This window comes from Paraflavitalea soli, assembly GCF_003555545.1.
Classification (GTDB): Bacteria; Bacteroidota; Bacteroidia; order Chitinophagales; family Chitinophagaceae; genus Paraflavitalea; species Paraflavitalea soli.
Genome location: NZ_CP032157.1, coordinates 7749361 through 7773417, shown reverse-complemented (window position 1 = coordinate 7773417; position 24057 = coordinate 7749361). Strand labels below are relative to the sequence as shown.

Annotated in this window: 14 protein-coding genes; 5 read left to right on the top strand and 9 right to left on the bottom strand. The window is 49.2% G+C overall.

What is annotated here, in order from left to right:
- Nucleotides 1-50: 50 nt before the first annotated feature.
- Both D3H65_RS29890 and D3H65_RS33610 read right to left on the bottom strand, forming a co-directional pair.
- The gene (locus D3H65_RS29890) at nt 51-1208 is read right to left on the bottom strand and encodes a tetratricopeptide repeat protein (protein ID WP_162915878.1); all 1158 of its coding nucleotides are present in this window, start codon (nt 1206-1208) and stop codon (nt 51-53) included.
- Nucleotides 1205-1543, bottom strand: coding sequence for a hypothetical protein (locus D3H65_RS33610; protein WP_449406363.1), 339 nt, complete (start codon nt 1541-1543; stop codon nt 1205-1207). Before D3H65_RS33610 ends, D3H65_RS29890 begins: the two co-directional genes overlap by 4 nt.
- A gap of 15 nt (nt 1544-1558) precedes the next feature.
- Here D3H65_RS33610 and pnuC point away from each other — a divergent pair, with 15 nt between their 5' ends.
- The 5 genes from pnuC (at nt 1559) to D3H65_RS29865 (ending at nt 9431) form a co-directional block, all read left to right on the top strand.
- Nucleotides 1559-2209 (top strand): nicotinamide riboside transporter PnuC, encoded by a 651-nt coding sequence (pnuC, locus tag D3H65_RS29885; RefSeq protein WP_119053821.1) that lies wholly within the window; start codon nt 1559-1561, stop codon nt 2207-2209.
- 69 nt (nt 2210-2278) lie between these two features.
- Nucleotides 2279-3382, top strand: coding sequence for an acyl-CoA dehydrogenase family protein (locus D3H65_RS29880; protein WP_119053820.1), 1104 nt, complete (start codon nt 2279-2281; stop codon nt 3380-3382).
- 399 nt (nt 3383-3781) lie between these two features.
- A complete protein-coding gene (locus D3H65_RS29875) occupies nt 3782-6931 on the top strand; it encodes a SusC/RagA family TonB-linked outer membrane protein (protein WP_119053819.1) in 3150 nt (1049 codons plus the stop codon).
- An 11-nt stretch (nt 6932-6942) separates the two neighbouring features.
- Nucleotides 6943-8499 carry a SusD/RagB family nutrient-binding outer membrane lipoprotein gene (locus tag D3H65_RS29870; protein WP_119053818.1) on the top strand — a complete coding sequence of 519 codons (1557 nt, stop codon included), beginning with the start codon at nt 6943-6945 and terminating at the stop codon, nt 8497-8499.
- 119 nt (nt 8500-8618) lie between these two features.
- On the top strand, nt 8619-9431 hold the full coding sequence (locus tag D3H65_RS29865; RefSeq protein ID WP_119053817.1) for an ATP-grasp domain-containing protein: 813 nt from the start codon (nt 8619-8621) through the stop codon (nt 9429-9431).
- A gap of 19 nt (nt 9432-9450) precedes the next feature.
- Here the strand turns inward: D3H65_RS29865 and D3H65_RS29860 are convergent, their stop codons facing one another.
- From D3H65_RS29860 to D3H65_RS29830, 7 genes are all read right to left on the bottom strand, one after another.
- Nucleotides 9451-11061, bottom strand: coding sequence for a sialate O-acetylesterase (locus D3H65_RS29860; protein ID WP_119053816.1), 1611 nt, complete (start codon nt 11059-11061; stop codon nt 9451-9453).
- A gap of 24 nt (nt 11062-11085) precedes the next feature.
- Nucleotides 11086-14445, bottom strand: a complete 3360-nt coding sequence (locus D3H65_RS29855) for a glycoside hydrolase family 2 protein (protein ID WP_119053815.1) — start codon at nt 14443-14445, stop codon at nt 11086-11088.
- A 522-nt stretch (nt 14446-14967) separates the two neighbouring features.
- Nucleotides 14968-16560 carry a family 43 glycosylhydrolase gene (locus tag D3H65_RS29850; RefSeq protein ID WP_119053814.1) on the bottom strand — a complete coding sequence of 531 codons (1593 nt, stop codon included), beginning with the start codon at nt 16558-16560 and terminating at the stop codon, nt 14968-14970.
- A gap of 321 nt (nt 16561-16881) precedes the next feature.
- On the bottom strand, nt 16882-19092 hold the full coding sequence (locus D3H65_RS29845) for a GH92 family glycosyl hydrolase (protein ID WP_119053813.1): 2211 nt from the start codon (nt 19090-19092) through the stop codon (nt 16882-16884).
- Between the two features lie 110 nt (nt 19093-19202).
- A complete protein-coding gene (locus D3H65_RS29840) occupies nt 19203-20456 on the bottom strand; it encodes a glycoside hydrolase family 71/99-like protein (RefSeq protein WP_119053812.1) in 1254 nt (417 codons plus the stop codon).
- Nucleotides 20457-20665: 209 nt separating this feature from the next.
- Nucleotides 20666-22921 carry a GH92 family glycosyl hydrolase gene (locus tag D3H65_RS29835; RefSeq protein WP_119053811.1) on the bottom strand — a complete coding sequence of 752 codons (2256 nt, stop codon included), beginning with the start codon at nt 22919-22921 and terminating at the stop codon, nt 20666-20668.
- Between the two features lie 14 nt (nt 22922-22935).
- Nucleotides 22936-24045, bottom strand: coding sequence for a glycoside hydrolase family 99-like domain-containing protein (locus D3H65_RS29830; protein WP_119053810.1), 1110 nt, complete (start codon nt 24043-24045; stop codon nt 22936-22938).
- Nucleotides 24046-24057: the final 12 nt, after the last annotated feature.

The window sequence follows — 24057 nt, the reverse complement described above, 5'->3', positions numbered from 1 at the left end:
CAAGTTAATATGAAAAAAGGAGGTTTACGATAAGATAATATAGCGCATAATTATTTTTTCGGTTGCTTCTTACCCCATCTTTCTTTTACGTAGGCATAGGCTTTCTTTTCATCGGGCGCTACCGGTTGTGCGAACGCCAGGTAGCGGGTATAATATTGCCTTGCGAGGGTAGCATTCTTAAATTCCACTTCATAGATGCGGCCACAGCTGTACAAGGCCAGTGGGTTTTTGAAAAGATAGAAGGCGGTGTCGTATGCGGCTACTGCTTTTTTGAATTGTTTAGTGGCTTCGTAGTTCTCTCCGTACGTGAAATAATACATCTCAGCTGTTTTGGACAGGGCCTTACCCAGGCAAAGTTCCAGAAACTCATTGCTCTTTTCGTAGTTCTTTAGTTTGGCCCATGCTTTAGCTTCATAATAGTAAACAGCTTCTACTTCCAATCCAACGCTCATCATGTATTCGCATACGCGGATGCAATTTTCGTATTGCTGGAGATTATAATAGGCAAGCGCCACTTTGGTCAGCGCGCTCATGTTCACCTCAGTTATACTTATCAACCTTTCGCCTGGCGATAGGACACTGGGATAATCCTTTGCTTCATAAGCGTTCCTGACGCGCGACCGCAGAAAAGAAGGATTTAAAGAATCCCTGGCCAACCCAATTTCCAGCAGGCTATCTGCTTTGCAATAATCCTTTACATCAATGAGTACTTCTGTCAGCGATACGAGGTTCCTGGCATCACCCGGCGCCATGGTATAGGCCTGGTGGAGGAAGGTCAAGGCTGAATCTTTCAGCTTCTTTCGGCTTAGCAGTTCACCCAGGCTGCGGTAATAAGGAGCTGTATTGGGTTGCAGCCGGATGAGACGTTCAAAAAACTCCATGGCCAGTTCGGGGTCCCGGTTGTAATATATGGTAGCGAGGTAATGATTGGCAGTTACGTTGACAGAATCGTTTGCAAACATCTTACGATAGCATTGCTGTGCCGCTTTGACATTTTCGCTCATGTAATAAGCATAGGCCAGCAAACGCAGGGCCTGCTGGTTGGCAGAATCGCCGGTGACAGCCGGCTGCAGGTAGGTAATGGCATCATCAAATTGTTGTTCCTGGAAATAATCCATCACTTTAGTCTTATCGATAACTGAAGACTGGGCTGTAGCAGCCAACGCAAACAGGGTACAGATGATGCAGGATATTAAAGATCTATTCATAACGATATTGCTGGTTGAAATGAAAGGACCTGCGCAGGCACCACCAGTGCCTGGCATTGAATGGTGGTGGGATGCAGGCAGGGATTAAATCCATAAAAGAAAACTGATTTTTTCTTTTTAGCCACTATCTTTGCCTCCTTACAACTCAAGGGGTGCCTTGTTCTGCCTAAAGCGGAACTGAAAAACAGGCTGAGATTATACCCATTGAAAGAAGCAGGTAGTTGAGAACTGCTTTTTTCATACACCTGATCCGGATAATACCGGCGTAGGGAAGAGGAATAATACTTCCGGTGCGTATTGTGCGCATCTGTTGCTCCTTGTGTTCGTACGATCATTTTAACTTATTGTGTATGAACTTTTCGGAATGGATCACCTTACTTGGCCAGCAACTGGCCGAAACGCCTTTTATACAATGGATAGCGCTGGCGCTTGGCGTTTCGGAAGTACTTTTTGCCAAAGCCAATAAGATATGGCTTTACCCAACGGGCATTGCAGCTACAGGGCTTTCGATATTCATTCTGTTTGAAGCGGGCCTGTATGCAGAATGCCTGCTGAGTTGTTATTATATCGTGATGAGTGTATATGGCTGGTGGTACTGGATCAAGAAGAAAAATGAGCCGCCGGTAAAGATCGGCCGGAGCAGCCGGCAGGATTGGATGACGGTATTACTGATCGTGGTGGCAGGATTTGGGTTGCTGTCTTTTCTGCTGAAACAATACACACCTTCTACAGTACCGTACTGGGATGCCTGGGTGAGTGCAACGGCCTGGGCGGGTATGTGGCTGCTGGCCAAACGAAAAATTGAGAACTGGTTATTATTAAATGTATCGAATGCTTTTGCCATTCCTTTGCTGATGCACAAACAGCTTCCCCTGTATGCAGGGCTTACGTTGTTTCTTTTCATTGTAGCTGTGTTTGGGTATATCAAGTGGAATAGGATACTGAAGAAAGAATCCAGTATTCAGCATCCAGTATTTAGAAGCGCGGGAGCAGAGGCATAAGGGTGCTGGTTGCGGATTTAATTTTTAAGAACTACTTTTTATTTTTAGATAGTTGAATTGAACATTAATATGGCAGCACATCCATCATCTGTTATTGCGGCGGAGTTAACGAATACCATCAGGAGTTTTGCTGCGGCGGCTGAGGCGCTGAGGCAATTGCATCCTGTGCAGCTGGACATTATCTATGAACAGGGGTGGTTTAATCTGTTTGTACCCAAACAATACGGAGGGCTGGAACTGAGTTTACCGGAAGCACTTCACATAGAGGAAGCCCTGGCATGGGCAGATGGCAGTACGGGCTGGACGGTTACGCTGTGCAGTGGCGCCAATTGGTTTGTAGGTTTCCTGGATCCATCGGCAGCATGGGAAGTTTATAATGATCCGAAAGTTTGCCTGGCTGGCAGCGGCCGGGCTTCGGGCATTGCGCGGATCAACCAGGATGGTTATACCATTACGGGACAGTGGAATTATGCTACGGGCTCTTTGCACGCTACTGCGTTCACCGCAAACTGCATGATAGAAAAAGATGGGGTGGTGTTGCAAGATACCGCAGGTAATCCGCTGGTATATTCCTTCTGGTTCCATAAAGAGGAAGTAAGTATTCATAAAAACTGGAACAGCATTGGCATGGTAGCTACGGCCAGTCATGGATTTGAAGTAAAGGAAGTAACAGTACCTTCCAACAGAACCTTTTTACTTCAGCCTGGCAAGGCAGTTTTGGAACATCCTGTTTATCACTTCCCTTTCCTGGCCTTTGCAGAAGCTACGCTGGCGGTCAATTATTCGGGTATGGCGGTGAACTTCCTGGACCTCTGCGGGGAGTTGTTTGCAGAAAAATTAAGCCGACCTTCTACAAGCAGGTCCGCGCTGCCGCCACTGCGGGATATGCTGCAGGGGGCAGAACAGGAACTGCATACAGCCAGAAGCCTCTTTTATGCAGCCATCAACGCCGCCTGGGAAGCCATAGTCTCCACTCAATCAGTAGCTGATGAACAGTTGCGGGCAATCAGTCATACCAGTCGCAGACTGGCCACCATCGCCCGCCAGCAGGTAGATCAATTGTATCCATTTTGTGGGATTACTGCGGCCGATCCCTCCACCCCTATCAACCGGGTATGGCGCAATCTGCACACCGCCAGTCAGCATTCACTGCTGGTATTTCCACAATCGTAAATGTGTTTAAAACGACTTACCAAGCCTCCTAAATTAAGGTGAGCCGCCCTTCCCTACTGCACTTAGCAGCACCGCAGGGCGACCCACCTTGGCTTTTCCACCAGCTTACGTTGCCACATAATAGTACCTTTATTGCCAGATATGCTCCGGCATTTGTTTCTTTTTTTGGTAGCATAGGCTTTATTTGGCCAACAAAGGCCCTTGCCGATGCAGCAATCGTTGCAAAAGTTTCGTCTTACTAATATTGTCTACAATCACAGCATTCTTACAACCATTGGACAATACGAATCCTTGCTTCAGTCACAATTACTGTTATTTACTGAACCCGACGTGTGCAGCATACCCCTGCTCTTTCCGTACCAGACCGATTGCATTTAAACCAAAAACCATCATACAGGTATGCAAAATTGTAACACACGCAGGCATGCTTATGCCCGGTTAAGGATGACAAGGTTGCTCCGGATCATGCGGATGACAACCATTTTGCTGTTAACAGGGGCACTACATGCAACTGCACAAAACATTAACGGAACTGTACTCGATGACAAAAATGCGCCGGTGGAGGGGGCTTCGATCGTGCTCACCCCCGGTGACAAAGGAACGATGACGAACAAAGACGGTAAGTTTACTTACAGCCAACTAGCGCCGGGCACTTACAGCCTGGAGGCCTCTTTTGTGGGTTTTGAATCTCAAACCAAGGTAGTGACGGTAAACGGTACGGGTACTGCCACGGTAACTTTCAACCTGAAAGTAAGTGACACGAAAACGGAAGCGGCGGTGGTGGTCACCGCATTTGGCGTAACTGCGCAGAAACGCTCGCTGGGTTATTCCTTACAGGAGGTGAAGGCGCAGGCGATCACAGAATCGCACCAGCCCAACCTGGTGAATGCGCTGCAGGGAAAAGTAGCGGGTGTGCAGATCACGAATTCGGGCGGTGCGCCGGGTGCTTCTTCGATCATGCTCATCAGGGGTGGCACCTCGCTGAGCAGTAATAACCAGCCACTGTATGTTATTGACGGTATCCCGATGGACAACAGCACGGCTATATCGCAGGGCACCAACCTGCAAGGGCAATCGGCACCGCCTTCCAACCGGGCTATTGATATTAACCCGGAAGATATCGCCAGTGTGACGGTATTAAAGGGACCTGCTGCAGCGGCGCTGTATGGCTTGCGGGCGGCTTCGGGAGCTGTGATCATTACCACGAAGCGAGGGGTATCGGGCAAATCGGTGATCAGTTATTCGGGTACGGCCTCTTTCGATCATGTGAACAGGCTGCCTGATCTGCAAAGCACGTACAAACAAGGTGAGCAGGGTGTGTACAATCCGGCAGCCATTGGCAGTTGGGGGCCTACTTTTTCACCGGGGGAAACGATCTATGACAACCTGGGTAATTTCTTCAAATCGGGCTTTACGCAGCGACATGATGTTTCATTCAGCGGCGGCAATGACCGTACTACTTTCTATGCCTCGGGGTCTTATTTTGACCAGGATGGTATTGTGAAGAATACGGACTTTACGCGCAAGTCTTTCCGTATATCGGCGGATACGAAGCTGAGTGATAAATTCAAGGTAGGCGGCAATGCCAGCTATGCGCACACGGACCGCCGCTATGTATTACAAGGAAAAGGAGCAGGGGATGGCACCACAGGAACTACCACCAGTGGTGGCGGCACGATGCTGGGGGTTATCTTCTGGCCAAGGAATGATGACATGCGGAATTACCTCAACGCGGATGGAACGCAAAGAACGATCATAGGTACGGACAATCCTTATTGGGGTATTCAGAACAACCCGATCTCGGATAAGGTAGACCGGTTTATTTTTGTAGGCAGTGCGATCTATGATCCCTTTAAATTCTTAAACGTCACGTACCGGCTGGGGACGGATTATTATACGGACAATTTTTCCAGCATCCGGGCGGCGGGCACTACGATCCCCGGGGAAGAAAAAGGGGCTATCTCACAATCCTCGCGCAATAGTCAGATCACTACGTCTACGCTGCTGGTGACAGGAAAGCACTCGATCAAAGATATCAACCTGAGTCTTACACTGGGCAACAATATAGAAGTATTCAAATCGACTACCGGGTTCTCCTATGGCCGCAATTTCATTAACCCTACTTTCCCCAGTATCAACAATACGAATACGAATGACAGAAATGTTTCGCAAAGCATACAGCAACGAAGGATCGTTGGTTTGTTTGGTGATCTCAGTGCCGACTGGAAAGGCATTGTGTACCTCAATGTAAGGGGAAGGAATGACTGGTCTTCTACGCTGCCTGTAGACGCGCGTTCGTTCTTTTATCCTGCTTTCAGCACTTCGGTAGTCGTAACGGACCTGCTGGATGAACTGGGTGCCAAAGTTACGGGCAAGGTATTGTCGTATGGAAAGATCAGGGCTTCCTGGGCCAGGGTAGGTAAAGATGCACCGCCGCATGTGCTGGCCACTACGCTCTCGAATGTAACGAATACGTTTACGATCAACCCACGCGGTTTTATCCTGAATTCCAATGATTATTTTGGTAATCCTTCGCTCCGGCCTGAGTTTACCAACTCCCTGGAACTGGGTGGTGAAGTACGTTTCTTCGACAACCGGCTGGGTGTTGACTTTACTTACTACCGTACGCTTTCTGATGACCAGATACTGGCCACCCGCACACCTCCTTCTTCGGGTTCCTTCCTGGCTTACCTGAATGGTGGTTCGATCAGGAATAAGGGGGTGGAATTGATGATCAATGGTACGCCGATCAAACAAAAGGATTTCACGTGGCAGGTGGACCTGAACGTTGCCAAGAATACGGCTACCGTTGAATCATTACCTGGCGCCCTGGACCGCGTTGAGTTGTCTGACGCCTGGGCCGCAGGCAATGTGGCACAGGGTGCAGCGTTCCTGTACGGAAGTTTGTTTGGCATTAATGGCAATGTGTGGAAGCGGAATGCTTCGGGGCAATTGTTGCTGACGAATGCAGGATATCCGCAGGTACAATCCACCTACCAGAACATTGGTGACCGTAATCCGGATTGGGTAGGCGGTATTACGAATACGTTTACGTATAAGAATTTTTCGCTGGCATTTATGTGGGATGTGCGGGTAGGGGGCGATATTTATAATGCTACGGAGAACTACCTGGTGCGTTCGGGATTAAGCATGAAAACGCTTAACCGTGGCTCGACGATGGTGTTTGATGGCATTATAGAATCGAGCGGGGCCAAGAATACGCAACCGGTACTGCTGGACCAGAATTATTATCAAACGCTGTATCCATTCAATGGTTATGATTTTGTGGAAGATGGCTCCTGGTATCGTATGCGGTATGCTACGCTTACGTACAGTCTTCCCAAAAAGCTACTGGGCAAAACACCTTTCACGAATGCGTTTATCTCGGTAACGGGCCGCAACCTGATCGTGATCACGAATTATTCGGGTGTTGATCCGGAAGTATCGGGCAGTGGCGCAGGTGTAGGGGGCAGCGGCTCCTTTGGTTTTGACAACCTGGGCATTCCTGCTACACGTGGTGTGGATATCAGTTTGAAAATAACACTCTAAAACTTCGGATTATGAAAAGCATAAAAACTAAACTTATATATATCGTGGTATCGGTGGCCTTGCTATCGGCAGGCTCCTGTAAAAAGTTCCTGGATGTGAACAAAGACCCCAACAATCCTACGGAGATGCCGGCGCATAACCGGTTGATCGGCGCGATCACTACTACCAACGGGGCCTCGATGTGGCGGGGAGAGCGTGAAATAGCCGGGGTAACGCAATACGGGGTCACCAAACTACTAACGGGGACGAACCGCAATGCAGAGACCTGGCGTTTTACGGCGAGTTATTTCTTCTGGCAAAATGCCTATGTATTTACGATGCCCAATTGCGTAGACCTGATCGTACTGGGCAAAAAAGAGAACAACCTGCATTTTGCCGGTGCAGGCCAGGTATTGCTGGCCATTAACCTGGGTATGCTGGCAGATCAATATGGATCAATTGTAGCCAGTGATTTTTATGATGGCAATGCACAGATCAACCTGTTGCCCAAAATGGATGACGGGCCTACAGCTTATCGCTATATTGATTCGCTGCTGGCAGATGCGATCACCAAGTTTGACGGTCCCAATACTACGGGGCTGAACTTCAGCGGAGGGGATATCCTGTACCAGGGGGATGTGGCTAAATGGAAACGACTGGCCTGGAGCCTGCGGGCCAGGTATTTGAATCACCTGTCTAAGAAAGGCAGTCTGTACAATAGCGCCAATATCATTTCGGCCTGTCAGAATGGATTCAACGCGGATGGCATGGATGCGCAATTTGCTTATATAGCAGGCGCACAGCAAACGGATGAAAATCCCTGGTCGAGCTGGGGCGGTTTTACCTTAGCTACAGATCCCCGTTATTTCACCTGGTCGCAATTCTTCGTCAATGTATTGACGAAATTCCCGGTCACTGAAACGGCTTACCAGGATCCACGCATCAGTCGCATTATGAAACCTGCTGCCTCAGATGGACAGTACCGTGGCCTGCGGCCGGGCGCCGGATTGGCCGGAGGACAAGATGGTGGAGGTACTTTTACGAATGAAGCTGATTATGGTCCGTTTAGCAAGAGCGGCTATTATACGAATACGACCTCTCCTTTCCCTTTTATAACGTATTCGGAAGTGAAGCTGATACAGGCGGAAGCGAATCTGCGGGCGGGTAATAAAGCGGATGCGCTGGCGGCCTACCGGGAAGGGGTGACTGCCAATATGCGAAAGCTGGGTGTAACTGCTGGTGAGATCAATAGCTATTGGACGGCACAGGATGCGGATGGATTGACCACGCATTTTGATAACCTGACACAAGGGCTCAGTCATATTATGCGCCAGAAATACATTACGCAATGTCTGAACCCCGAAACCTGGGTGGATATGCGGCGTATGGATTACAGCACGGCGATCTATGGCGCATCGCTGAGACGACCAGCCAATATCAACACTGTTATTTTTGATGCGGGCAATCCGAATCAATGGATACGGGGCATGGTCTATGAAACGAATGAGCAGAACCGCAATCCGACAGCGGTGGGAGATAATTCGGAAAAGTATCGTTTGCTGACACCATTGTGGTGGGATACGCCGTAGGGAGAAGGTGTTAGGTTTTAGCTTTTAGGTATTAGCCTTTAGCGGAAAGAGGGGGTATCCAATGGGATATGCCCTCTTTTCATTTGAGAGATATAATTCGTAAGCCCTATTTTTGATCAATGGAACAGGCTATCAATACTGTGCAGTGGATCGTTCAAAAGAATGTAACGAGCCCCAATGATCTGGAAGGTTTAAGGGAAGCATGTAAGCTTATCAATGTGAATTGCATTGAGCTAAATATTATTCCCTTCACTAATGAGTTGCCTGCCTTTGAAATAAAGCCTTGCAATATATATTACGGGTCAACCACCTTTACGGGGCTTATTTACAATCATGTGCCTGACCGGAAAGGGCTGTTTTTTGATCCCCTTATTTTCTCCATGGAAAACTATATTGAGCAATGGGGTAAGCACATGCTCAATTCTGAGGCTTCTGTCATCACCTTTAAAGAATTAATGGAACGCGGGTATGATGGTGAAAAGATGTTGTTTATCCGACCTAATAATGATGATAAATCTTTCTCGTGTGAAGTGAGGATGTTTAGTGAAATAGCCGGATGGTACAAACAACTTGCAGCTATTGAGAATTCAGGTCTAAACCTGGATACTAAAATCGTTGTATCAGAACCCTACAATATTCAATACGAGTGGCGGTTATGGATCGTGAATAAACAAGTAATCGCTGCATCGAAGTACCGGGAATATTTTAAGCTAACCAAGGAGGCCGGCTGCCCGGACTCCGTGATAGCGTTTGCTGAAGACAGATGTGAAGAGTACACTCCCCATGATATTTTTGTAATGGATATCTGCCTTTGCGGAGACACGTATTATATTGTTGAATGTGGCTGTATGAATGGCGCCGGCTTTTACAAAGCCGATATTTCCACAATTGTATCCTATGTTACTGCTCACTTTGCAAAGAGCTGTCAATAGCGAGCTTGTGTTTGAGCGATCATTTACCTGGTGAGGCCGGCCAGTTGTCGGTGCGGAAGGGAGCAGCAGGCAGGCCAATGTTATTAATAAGATTACCGGGTGGATTATCGGCCCAGTTGTAACGAACTGCTACGGGATCTTTGACCTCATCGCTGGACACAATTATCTTCTTCCCTTCTATACGGGCTTTGGCCCATACAAATTTCCCATCGGCTGCTGCTATGCCAAAGCCACTCAAGGAGGGCGCCTGGGACATTATGGTATCGGTTTTGATCCGTAGCCCGTCTCCGGCATTCTTAAATTGTATGTGTATTTCATTTCCCTTTACCTGCATGGATTGATAAACGGGGCCTTCATATACCAGTGATTGCCGATAGACAATGGCCTTTGCAGCGAGGGCCAATCGCAGCCCCACATCGAGCTTATTGGTAGGATGTATATCTCTTGCATCACCAATATCGGTGGTTACGGCCATGCCGGTATTGGGTAAAGCAAGGGTTTTCTGCTGAGCCTCACGTACCCAGGCCCAATTGCCTTCGGACGGGGTTTTGGCCGCAGGCCTGTGACTGGTAAGCTGTACAAAGAGGAAAGGAAAATTGCCCTGCCCCCATTGCTGGCGCCAATCTTTGATCATACGCGGGAATAAGGTTTCATATTCCAGGGCATCGGAGAGGCGATCGCCATTACTTTCACCCTGGTACCAGATCACACCTTTCATTGCATAGGGGATCAGCGGGGCTATCATGGCATGGAACAGATTGGTCGGAGCACCAAATCCTCCATTGGGTGCTACAGGTGGCTGTGGTCTTGGGCCTATAGAATCTGTCAGCCATTTCTTATTGGCTTCCTGAAAGGCAGCCTGCTTTTGGGGATACTCTTTTTGTACGGTTTCGTAATTGTTGATGATTTCCTGCCGCTTTTTTATGTGGCGCGCCAATGCAGTATCCTGTTGAAGTCCTTCTACGCTTGTCCAGGCTTGTGCGGGGGTGCCGCCCTTGTAACTGCCGATCATTCCTACGGGCGTGTTGGTGGTTTTGCGTATCTGTTGTGCAAAGTAATAAGCGGGTGCAGAGAATCCATTCCAGGCCCATTTGGCGGCCATCACTTCAGGGGAACAAACGATCCACTTACCATTGAGGGAACCATTGGGTACGGGTGCTATGTCTTTCTGCCTGGTGAGGGAGGCAGCCATGGGCACATAGAAAAAATGGATGAGTGAGTCTGTAGCATTGGCGATGGCTTCAGCCCCACGGCTGTCTTTCTGGATACCAAATTCCATATTGGATTGGCCGGAGGCCAGCCATACTTCGCCTATCCAGATATTGGATATGATCTTCTCTTCGTTGTTGCCTTTTACCTTCATTTCATAAGGCCCACCCGCGGGGTAAGTGCCCAGCTTTACCAGCCAGGTACTATCGCTGCCGGTGGTAGCGGTAAAGGTTTTTCCCTTGAAGGAAATGCGGACCTTTTCTCCTGGTAGTGCACTGCCCCAGATGGGAACACGGATGTCGCTTTGCAATACCATATTATCGCTGATGATGGCGGGCAATTTCAATTGGGCCTTTGACAATAAAGAGGATAAACAGCAGGTAATTGCCAGCAGGAGGATATGTTTCATTTTGATGATCATATTATAGGGTTGGAGATAGTACAATTAAGGTTTTTGCAAGGCAGATTCCAGATCGGCCAGGAAATCGGGTTGGTTGCTGGTGAGCCTTCCGGTAAACTTCCATTCGCCACCCAGCTGAATGACTTTGATGAGGAAGTGGTTCCAACCCTGGTGCAACTTGAGTGCATCAGCTTTTGCTTTTCCATTGTCGATATCGCCATTGCGGATATTGTTGATGATCCTTTTTCCATTGAGCCATACCTGTACGGCATCATCGGCAGCTACTTCCATATTTACGATGGGTATATTGGGCTCAATAAGCAGGTCGTCGAGGGCCCTTGGGCTGGATACCCAAAAACTAAGATAAGCTACGGCGTTGTTTTTGGGGCCATCCATTTTTGCTTTGGCAAAATCTACCAGGCCGCTCTCCTCATACAAGAGGGTCCAGGGTTTGGCATCGACTGTTGCATTCAATTTGATGGCATCGCCGGCGGCGGGGTCAATGAAGTTTTTATCAGCCGCTTCCTGTAAGGATGTTATGGGGTAAGTACCAGACAACAATGTACGAACGATGCCGCCGCCTTTCAACAATGGTTTACCTGCATCGCTGCCGGTGCCGAGTGGCGTGCCCAGATTGGCCAGGAGCATGCGAATGGTTTTCTCTGCTTTGGCCAGGCGTGGCGCAGCTGGTAAGGTAGTTACGACCAAGCGCCCCTTCCCCATCCTCTTTGCGATAAGGACTGCGCCGGCAGGTTTTGCTTCCAGCCCGGACCGCAGCACCATGCCGGTTTTCGCATATTCGGGTTGTTTATTCCACTTTGGCCAATCTGTGGGGGCGGCTCTCAACAACACACGGCTTTGCTGTACGAGGGCACCACTCATGCCTTGTGTAGTGATCTCGGCGGGGCGCAATTCTGAAAAGTATAGATCGGCCAAACTGATGCCCCCAACAATGCTATCGAGTGGATCGGTGAATTTAATATGAGCAACGGATGATTGGCTGAATTTCACCAATGAGGTGGCTGTACGGTCTGTGACGATCAACGGTGCGGGCAGGAGTTGATTCAAAGCGCTTAACTTATCGTTGCTTACTCCCCATACCACTACGGTGCCTCCATTATTGGTTACTTTTTCTATGATGTCGCGGCTATCGGCTACAGGTGGATGAGCGCCATCAATGAAGAGGAGTTGGGGTATTGGGTCCTTTATATCTTTGGTGAATAAAACACCGGTTTGTTTGAGGGCTGTTGCCAAAGTACCACCTTCACCTGCCAATACCTGTACAGATTGTACCGGTTTCACAACAGGAGCAGCTGGAGTAGCGGGCTTTGGCGCCATCCATTTGCTGACAACTTTATTTGCCGCTGCATCGCGTATGGCGTCGAACAAAGGCCAGGTAGTGTACAATGGTAAGCCGCGATCATAACCAGGGTTGAGAGTAGAGCAATAAGGACCGAGGCGCTCGGGTTGTACGCCGGGCTGGCCTTCTTTGAAGTGGGTGAAATACACACCATCTTCCAATGTAGGCGGCCTGGTTATATCCTTCATACCAAAGGGCACAGGGGTGAGCCCGTACCATACCATGTTGAAAACGCTTTGGTATACAGCATTCCTTTCCTTCTGGGCGATGAGTGATTGATAGGATGAGGCGGCCACGCCTTCCATACGGCCCTTGAAATCTTCATAGGCACGATCGCCATTGGTAGCCGCTACTTGTTCGGGTGTGCCATAGTAAGCCATTCCGGCTTCTCCTACCCCCCAGGGTTTACCACTTTTCTTTGCGCGGTTCATGGCATCGAAACCACCATAGTGCACAATATACACAGGCAAATGTCCTTCTCCATCGTCTTCTCCATCGGCAGAGATCCATTGACGGGAAGGATCGAGCTGGCGGCATATATCGGCCCATACGCTGTAATACTTCACCAGGGTATCTTTCATACCAGGGGGATTGCGCATAACACCGCGCACGATGGGCATTACCTCATTGGATACGCTCCAGCCAAATACGCTTGGGTGGTTACGATCGCGCAGGATGAGTTCACTCAAATGGGTCCTGCTATCCTGCCAGTAGGCAGGATCATTGAGTTTGGGTCCGCCATCACTGGCCCATACGGCTGTCTCATCCAATACGAGGATGCCCATTTCATCGGCTACGTCGAGATAAAAAGAAGGATAAGGCTGCGCGTGCAAACGCACTGCATTGAGATTTGCATCGCGCATGGCCTTGTACCAGGCGGCTGCATAACGCCGGGTCATTTGTGGAATGCCCAGGAAGTGCCAGGAATCGCCCCGCATGGTGATGGCTGCTCCATTGAGCAATACCTTATCGTCTTTGAGGGTTACCTGCCGCCATCCGAAGCGGGTATATTTGTTGTCAATGATCTTTCGATTGCTGATGGTTTGTACTACGAGGCCATAAAGCTGGGGTGATTGGGGCGACCAATATTTAAGCTGACCTTGTACGTTAGCCACTATGGTAGTTTTGACCTGGCCATGAGCGGACACCTTGATGGTAACGGGTTTTATTTCCAAAGCAGGTTTGGCAGATAAGGTGGCAGTTGCCGCCATCCAGGGAAACACTTTTCCGGAAAGGGTGATGGTGGCATCGGCGGCGCCTTCATTTACTACGGTCAATTCAGCTTCGAGCAGGTTGGCTGCTACTTTGGGGTTCACGTATACATCAGCTACATGCACGGGGGGAAGGGCTACGAGGTAAACATCCTGCCAGATGCCGGCGATGTGCTGGCCCCAAAAAGAACCTGCCTGGTAAGTGCGGCGGCCATAATCGCTTCTTTTATCGAACAAGGATGCTTTGCGTACGCCTACCAGCAATTCATTTTCCTTGCCCGGTATAATGGCTTCGGTAACGTCGATATCGAAAGGCAGGAAGATACCGAAGTGGTTGCCGGTCTTCTTTCCATTGACAATGATCTCTGCATCGCCCGCTATCGCTTCAAAATGCAGTTGCATACGCTGGCCTTTCCAACCGGCGGGTACGGTGAACTTTTTCCTGAGCCATCCCATTTTGGCATTTTCCCAGCCTGCGGGATAACTGGGATAGGTGCGGAAGTCACCTCCCTGTGCATTCTTATCGGCGAAGGAGTTGACATTCCAGGGAGAAGGGATGCGGATGGGTGTCTTTTCCCAGGCATCGGTATTGACAGCAGTGAGGGTGGGCACCTTGTCGATGCCTTCTTTGAAGCCAGCCGGCAATGGCACTGGCTGGAACTGCCACGAGCCATTGAGGCAAAGGTCCTGGCGGAATGGTTTTTCCTGGGCTTTTACCCAGCTTTCGGTGGGGGCGAATACTTCTTTGTACTCGAGGTGTTGTGCGGGGCTGATCAATGGCAACATGGCAATCGCGAGGCATAGGGAGCGGTACGGGGTGTTCATTATTTTCATGCTTGTGTGATCTCAGTTTATAAAGTTAAAAGGGAAGATGGGCCGTACACTTGCAAGACGGTCCACCTTGTTAAACCCATTACAAAACAGCGGACGGCCTGGAAAAGCTTCCGCGTAAAAGCGTTTAGGTGCAAGTAAGGGTTGGAGGATTAACAGAAGGGTTAATAAATGCTTAATGGAGGAAATAAATTAGGAGTTAGGTATTAGCTGTTAGCTTTTAGCAGGTAGGGCGAGTCGGCAATCGGCAGTCGGCAATCGGCAATGCGCTTGCTTCGAGGAGGCGGCAGTCGGCAGTCTTTTGCTTCGACGTTTGCTTCGATAGCAGATTTCTCACTCCGCTTCGCTGCGTTCGAAATGACAACGTTGGAGGATTATTCTCCGTTCAACATGACAACCTTGGAGGAGTATTCTCCGTTCGAATGACAAGGAGGATACGTTGCATTCGAAATGGCAAAACGTGAAAAAGTGAGGGGCCTTCGCTTCGGATAGAGGCTTTCCTTCGTTAGAAGACTGGCGTGCTTTTTATTTATCAGTGTATCCAATGTTGAAGTAGTCGAAGGCGGCGGGAGCTTTGTTGTTGCCATAATGCAATAATCCCGGCCGGGGGCTGCGGTCCCAGGGTGGCAGGTGACGGCCATCGTAATATGGTTGATCGCCAGCTTTCAGTTCATAAAAGCCGGTACCTTCCCTACTCCAGAAGAAGCGGCATTGATAGCCTTCGCTTACCAGCATCCGCAAATGGGTGGTTGATTGCTTTAAGGTGGCTTCTGCCAATATCTTTCGCTGGTTGTTCTTTACTTCCCACAATTGCACTTTATTGCCCACAACACCAATGCCCACGGCCTGGTTGGCATCCCCATATAGTACCAGTCCTTTGAGGGAAGCATTGCTGTTGACCACTTTGGTATTGAGTTCATAATTTCCGGATACAGGACGCAGGGTTAAAGCTGTGCCGGCATGATTGCTGGTATCAGTGTTACCAGACAGGTACAGGTAGCCTCCTTTCAGTGTGGTGACAGGTGTGGTATGTCTGAAATCCCATTGCCAATACAACGGTAGTTTGGCAGTACTGAACTCATCCTGCATATAGCGGCTGCTTGCCTGACGGACATTATCAACCGGCTCCGGCACGTTGGCTGAAGGAGCTTTAGCATTTTTAAAGAGGGGCCAGCCTGTATATTCATTCCAAACGAGCTCATCGAGCATACCCTGCCTGCCGGTAAATACATCATCCTTTTTGCTGTAGGCATGGTACAAATAATAGAATTGGCCAGGGACGGTTTGTACGAATGTACCATGGCCCGGGCATTTCCAGTTGTCGTTTTCGCTAAGCAGGGGGTTGCCTTCGTAGTTCACGTAAGGCCCCTGTATGGTAGTAGCCCTGGCCACCCTTACATTGTAACTACATTTAAGTCCGCAACAACCACCGGCGGAGTAAAACAGGTAATAATAATTGTTCCATTTCATTAATGCCTGGCCCTCCATTCCCTGCCGGGCATCATCGCGCAACAAGCTAAAGTAGTCGCCTTCTTTTTTCAATCCATCGGCAGATAACTTACAGGCCAGTATTTCGATGGGCCGCTTGTCGAGGCCATAGGCTTTGAAGGTCATGTAGAGGGTGCCATTGTCGTTGAGCACAAATGCATCGATGGCTTCGTTGCCATGTTCGATGATCACGCCGTGATCGGTAAATCCTTTCAGGGGATCTTTGGACGTAGCCACACCAATAAAGGATTTATTATCACTTTTTCTTCTGGCTACATAATATACATAGAAAGTGTTGTTGTGGTAGAACAGTTCAGGCGCCCAAAAGGAGGAAGTTGTCCAGGCTGGTTGTTTGTTGAATATATAGCCTACTTGTTTCCAGTTCACGAGGTCTGTGGAAGTGAACAAAGGAAAATGGGGCGCCCATTCGGAAGAGGTGCCGATAGCATAGAAGGTATCGCCTACTTTTATGACTGAAGGATCGGCAAAGTCGCCGGGGATGACGGGGTTGGTGTAGACGGTGCGCTCCAGGGTGTCTGCCGGAATATTGTTTCCGGCAGCGTAGGTGCGCTGGAGACCGCTTGTCAATAACAAGCAAACAACTATGGAGCAAAGGTTCCGGAACTGCATACGTACTACCTTTTTAACATTAAGTGGTCATTCGTTGAGTAAGGTGAGCCGCCCTTTGAGGGCAACCCACCTTACTCAAATCCCTCGACAGGCTTCTTTAGCGCACAACCTCGTGGAGGATTGCCTCCCGCCTGTTGCGGGACAAGCTCTAAAGGGGCCAGCATACTCTTTCAACAAGCTCCTTTAGACGCCTTCGACAGGTTCCTTTAGATCAGGGTGAGCCGTCTGAAGGGTGAGCCGCCCCGAAAGGGCGACCCACCCTTCAGACGGCTTCGACAGGCTCAGGCTGACAGCCGTCAAGCTCAGGCTGCCAAGAGCATCCTATCTTCCCCACTGGCTATTGGGTTTGTTGCCCATCTGTATTTTCAGCACACCGCCTTGCAGGATATTGCTGTGCAGGAGGCAGGTGCTGGTATACGGTTTGCCATTCCATTCCACGCGTTGAATATAGATATTTTCAGGACTATTATTAACAGCTTCTATAGTAAACTTTTTTCCTGCAGGTAAATTAAGGGTGATCTTATCAAAGAGGGGGCTTCCGAGAACGTATTTTCCTGAAGCAGGAAATACGGGATAGAAACCCATGGAAGAGAAGATATACCAGGCAGACATCTGCCCGCAATCTTCGTTGCCAATGATCCCATCGGGCTGATCGTGGTACATGTCTTTCATGATGTGCCGCACTTTTTCTGCGGTTTTCTCTGGCTGCCCTACCATGGAATACAGATAAGTGATGTGGTGGCTGGGTTCATTGCCATGGGCATACTGACCGATGAGGCCGGTAAGATCGACGAGGGCATGGGGATCATGGGGCGGTACGAGGGTAAAGAAGGTATCCAATCTTTTGATGAATGTTTCCCTGCCACCCAATAACTTTTCCAATCCGGCTATATCATGAGGTACCAGCCATAGGTATTGCCAGGCGTTGCCTTCGGCATAATCATCGGCCCAGGGTTTGTATGATTTGATGGGATCGAAGGTGGGTTTCCAGGAACCATCGGATAATTTTCCTTTGAAGAATTGATGGGCAGGATCAAAGTAAAGTTTGTAGTTCTGGGCACGTTTTGAAAAATATTCATAGTCGGCGGTCTTGCCCAGGGCCTGGGCCAGGAGGGCAATGCTGCCATCACTGATGCTATATTCCAATGCCCTGGCCACGGCACGGGCCGACTTATCGGAAGGAATGGGTTGAAAATTCTTTACATACATCATGCCCAGGGAATCGGACATAGCTGTGGCCTTTATAGCTTCGTACATTTTCTCTATGTCGTACCCCCTGATGCCTTTCAGGTATGCTTCGGCTATTACCTGCAGACTGCTGATGCCTACCATGGTACCGGTCTCATTGCCCATGAGGTGCCAGATGGGCAGTTTGCCCTGCTGCTGATAAATAGCCAGCATGGTATTCATCATGTCGCTTACTCTCTCAGGATGGGTGAGTGTAAACAAAGGATTGGTAGCGCGGTAAGTATCCCACAGGGAGAATACGGAGTAATTCTGAAACTTCGAACCTGTATATACTTTCTTGTCGGCACCCCGAAAATCGCCATTGTGGTCATTGAACAAGGCCGGGTTGATCATGGTATGGAAGAGGGCGGTGTAGAATATCCTTTTGTCCTTTTGACTTTTGGACTGTATGCTGATGCGGGACAGTTCTTTGTTCCACTTATCATCGGCAGCTTTTGCTACTTTACTAAAATTCCAATGGGGTAGCTCGGCAGTTATATTGGCCAGTGCATTTTCGGGGCTGACGGGTGAAATGCTCACTTTCAGCTGGAGCGTAGCAGGGGCTTTGTCGAAACTGATCAGGCCTTTGATGGCTTTGCCCCTACCGCTATCGGTCTGCAAGGCCTGGTTATTGTCGTATACGTTGAACTGGCTAAGGGGTAAGGAAGAGCGGATGGCAAAGTAGAGCCACTGGTCTTTTGCCCATCCTTTGGAAAAACGACGGCCCAGGAGTGTGTATTCATCAATCTTTCTGATATAGCTGTCTGTGGTCTGATCATTAATGCCTTCCTTCAGGTCGATGATCACATGGGCCTCTTTGCCTGCGGGGAAATGGTATTGGTGGAAAGCCACGCGCTCTGTAGCGGTAAGCTCTACCTTAACATTGTAATCGGCTAAAGTCACTACATAATAACCAGGCTTTGCCTTTTCGGTGCTGTGGCTATACCGGGAGGCGTAGCCGCTACCGGGGGTTTTCTCTATGCCTTTGTCTGTTTTAATCGTGCCGGTATAAGGCATGATGAGTACATCGGCCAGGTCACCGATGCCAGTTCCGCTCAAATGGGTTTGAGAGAAACCGATCAATACGCTATCGCCGTAATTGTAACCGGAGCACCAGTCCCACCCTTTGTAAAAGTTATTGGGGCCGGGTTGAATGGCGCCAAAGGGAACGCTGGCGCCCACAAATACGTGGCCATGGCCACCGGAGCCGATGAGGGGATCGACGTAAGAAGTGAGGGATTGGGCGCGGCTGCTTAAGGTGGCCATACAAAGGAGGGCAATACTGGTTAAAAAATTTCGATACATGGTGTATGGTTTCGGGTTGCTCCGTAATCTGGTTGGCGTAACTAATTACAAGGTGAGCCGCCCTGCCCAGCTGCACATAACAGCACACAGGGCGACCCACCTAAGTGGCGCTATAGCTTTTTGGGAGGCGTCGTTTGTAAAGGCAGCTCTTTCTTCAACATGCGGCGGGCCTGGCCTGCGAGGAATAAATAATAATCCTCCGGGATGTCTTCTTCAAAACTCACGAAGGTGGATTTGCCTGCGGGTGGATCTTTTGATATCTTAAAGATGGCGGTACCTTCATCTATTTCATCAAACATGGCTATGTAGAGCATAGGTACTTTTTCCTGCAAGGCAGCGGTTACCTGCTTCCAGAAGAACTGTCCGCGGTTGCGGGGTATCTGGTTCTGGGGATTGTTTGGGTACATATTGTGCCAGGTGAAGCCGGGATAAATGACGGGCACATAATCTACTTTGTTGGCTGCGCACCAGGCCATGTCTTCCCTTACCCTTGTTTGCATCTGGTCGATGTTCTTTTCTGTAAAGCGACCCACAAACCAGGGCTGTATGATGTCTATCTGTTTCAACAATTGCAGGAAAGCGGTATCGCTCACAGCATCGCCCTGCAATTCGCGCCAGCGGGTGGGTACGCCCAACATCACAGCACAACCACCATAGTCGGGATCGTTTTTCAGGAAATCTATCACGGGTTTAATGTCTTCCAGTGTATACTGCCTGTCGCGGCCGGAGAAACCTACTCCCCATAAAGTGACGAGGGGCTTGCCATTGTGGTAAATATAAGGTTGCTTCTTCCCTCCTCTTGTCATCTTCATACTATCTACCAGGGCTTTCCAATCGTTGATGATGAGCTTGCTATCGCCTGCCCGCATACCAGAGAGATCGTACATGACGCCAATGGCCCTGCCGTATTTATCGGCCGACCTAAGGGCATTGGCCAGCACGGTATTGTTGTGGTGCAGGCTGCGGGTGCTTTTGAGGTTGCTCACAAAACGTTGTACAAACACGCCATCGAGGCCATACTGTTTCATCCATTTGAAATGGAGGTCAACGGTTGAAGCGTCATATGAGCTGAACAATTTAGCTGCGCTGCTATCGGATAATTTAAAGGGGGCATCATAGGTTATTTTATATTCCCTGGTATCGGGCCACATATCAAACTTACAGTTGCCATCTTCGAGTTTGCCTTTGGCTACGTAATGGTTCCAGCCCCTGCCGGCGCTATCGCCGGGGGCATTGAACCAACCCTGGTAGCCGGCCATCACCAATCCTTTGTAGCTGGGGTACACGGATGTTTTGCTGTGCTTTTGAGCGACAGCCATGCCGGCGGAGAAAAGAAAGAGTACGGATAAAATGTTGCGGTGCATGCTTTATGGTTTCGTGTTTCGCGTTTCTCGTTTTAGGTTGCCCCTACAGGGCAAAAGAATTTGTCTGCGTTCATTTCTACAAAGCGGTAACCCCTAAAGGGGTTATAACAGGCCCTTTGATAAGCTCCTTAGATCAGGGTGAGCCGCCCTTGAAGGGCGACCCACCCTTTGAAGACGGCTTCGACAGGCTCAGCCTGACATTCGGGTTATTAGAATCCACGGCTTTGTGCTGTGGAAACGCCCCAGGCTTTGTTGGGTTTGGGACCCATTTCCAGTTCCAGTTTACCACCAGCCATTAATTGGGCATGGGTAAACCAGGGTGTGGTGAGGGGCTTGCCATCGAACTTCGCGCTTTGGATGTATTTGTTTACGGCAGATGCTTTGTTGGCGATCAGGGTAAACTTCTTTCCATCCTTCAGGTTGATGGTGGTCTTCTCAAACACGGGGCTACCGATGGTGTATACCGGCAAGCCGGGTGTAACGGGATAAAATCCCATAGCAGAAAATACTACAAAAGCTGTCATCCCTCCCCCATCTTCATCACCGGGAATGCCAAACACATTGTCCTTAAACCAGGTGTCGAGCAGGAAGCGAATACGCTTCTGGGTCTTCCAGGGTGATTGGGTGAAGTTGTAGAGGTAAGGAATATGAAAGCTAGGTTCGTTGCCCATGGAATATTGTCCTACGTTGCCGGTGGCATCGGGAAACATATTCCAGAATACGTACCTGCTGAAGCCCAGTCCTTCGCGGAACAGCTGATCGAGCTTTTGCTCAAAAGCATCAGTGCCGCCCAGTAATTTCTTCAATCCTTCCACATCGTGCTGAACCTGCCAAAGATAGGTCCAGCCATTGTTCTCATCATAATAATCGCGGCCGCCTTTACCGCCATCTATCTTGGGATTGATATTGATCCAGTTGCCGGCAGAATCTTTGGGCATGAAGAGCTGCTCTTTATCGCTCCACAGGTTCTTGTAATTGTTGCCGCGTGCGTTGAAGAATTTGTAATCGGACTGGTTGCCCATATCTTTTGCCAACTCTCCTACTGCCCAATCATCATAAGCTGCGCCCAGGGTAACGGCCACGGCCTGGCGTTTTTCAAAAGGATGGACAAGGGAAACGGTCTCCTTTTCACCGGGATGGAGGGCGGGGAAGAATCCCCTGGTATGGTAGATATCATCGAGTACGGTTTTGGGACCATTGCGCCAGGGGATCATAGTGGCTTCGTTGGCATTCTTCTTCATGCCTTCATAGGCTTTGGCCAGGTTGAAATTCTTCAATCCCTTGCGGTGGGCATCGAGGAAGGTAACGGAAGAATGGAAACCATTCATGCAGGCATGGTCGCCAAACAACACGGGAAAGGTAGGCATCCAGCCGCTTTGCTCATACATGTGCACGTATGAATCGAGCATATCTTCTTCCTGTGCGGGGTTGAGGATGGTCCTTAAGGGATGATGGGCCAGGTAGGTATCCCATGACCAATCGTCTACATAGAAAGGGCGTTTGGTATCGTGTATCTTTTTATCAAAGCCACTGTAATACCGGTTGTCTTCGGTAATGTCGACCATCCTTTCATAACAACGGTAGAGGGCTGAGTAGAAGGTTCTTTTTTGGGCAGTGGTGCCGCCTTCTACTTGTATCTGGTTGATGACGGATGCCCAGGCTTTTTCGCCGGCAGTCTTCAACTGATCGAAGGTGGTGTTGGACAGTTCCTGGCTGAAGTTCTTTTTTGCCTGTTCGGGGCTGATGTAGGATACGGCATACCTGAACTCAATTTTACCAGGAGTGCCGGCAGGGAAACTGATCATTGTTTTGTTGGATGACGCACTGCCGGTTTGAACAACACCCAGTTGGTTGTTGGTGACGGTATGGGCTGTACCCTTTGCATTCAACACACCATAGAGGTATATTTTGATATCGCCGTGGTAGATTTCCATGGCCTCGACCTCTTTACCATCGGTAAGTTTCCAGCCAGTTCCTGCATTACTATACAGATCGAGCAAGAGGGCTTTTGTGGTAGCATTTGGAGCAAACTCAAAACGGAAGATGCCTGTTTTTTTGCCGGGTGCAAACTCCACGGTGATCTCCTCATCGATGAGGTAGGTGGAATAATACCAGGGGCGTGTTACTTCCAGGTCATGATCGTAGGTGAGGTCTTGTTTCCAGCTGTCAACGGTGACGGTTTTGCTGAAAGGTTTCATGGAAAAGGCCTCTCCCAGACGATGGGACACGACCAGCAGGGGAAAGCTGCTGATCTGATCGTCCATATAATCGGGTCGTATGGGAAACATGCGCATGACCTGGTTGGGCAATTGCACAGTAGGTCTGGTTGGTTGCAATAATGCACCAACATTACCGATGGTTGGATCGATGTAAGGGAGACCTGAGACCTGGGCCTGGGTAAGGGTCAGTGAAAAAGAAACCAGGAAAAAACAGCAAAGGATACGGCGGCTTACTGATGGTAACATCCGGGTACAGGAATTTATTTTTTGAATTGTGATTTGGTTATTTCCAGGTAACGTTTTCCATAGCTCAATGCGGGCTCCAGCTGGAGGTCTTCATCCCATTTGTTCCAGGAATCGATGAGGATGAGGCGGGTGGCTTCGCTGGCATTCATCTTGGCTACATTACAGAGCTTTTTGTACATGTCGCCATTGTCGGCCCTTCCTACAATGGGGTTGGTATTGGCCGGGTTGGTGATGGTGCCATTGTAGGCCGGGCTGATATCGGGAATGTAATCGACGTTGGCAGAATCCTTAAAATACTTCTTTGAGTATTTCCAGTTCTGATCGATCATTTGGGGCAGGAGGTAGAAGCGGTCGTATTGACTCACGTTGGAAACGAATGACTGATGAAAAATAGCGTCAACACCGCCTTTGTACCGGAAGATGTAGCGGGCGGGCGGCGACCACCGGTCCTGCATACCTGCAATGTACAGTTCAATACCCAGGGCTGTGAGGCGGGAACGGAGGGTATTGTACACGGTCTTTGCATCGATGGTATACAGCTGGTGGGCATTCATGATGTACAACATTGTCTTGCCATTTACTTTGAGGTAATTGGCATCCTGGAACCAGGCAACAAACTTCTCGATGTCCTTGCAGAACTGATCGAGCCTGAGGGCGCTGGTGTCGAGCATATTGGTAGCGGTTAAGGAATAGGAACCGGGATTGAAGTTGTACGCAATGGCAAACTTCATTTTGTTGTCGGTATTGGCATCGAGAAACCTTCTTACGAGTACGGAGTCGTTCCTATAGTTGTTCACATCTTTGATAACGGACCGAACCTGGAACACAAAGTAATCGAGCCCACCGGTGCTGGCGGTATCGATGTGCTTCTTCATGATATCGGGGGAGATATTGCCATTGGGTGACTGGTATTTACCTACAGTAGGCATTTCTTTGATATTGGCATTGAAGGTGCCAAAGGAATAATAGAAAGCGCCTACTGTATAATCGGAAGTAACGGGCACTTCGGGTATTTGATAATTGAGGAAGTAATCGTCGACGGAAGGACCATCATTTTTCTTACAGGCAAACAGCAGGGCTACGCCGATAGCAACGGATAATATATTGAAGTAGTTTCTTTTCATAAACCAAGCTTG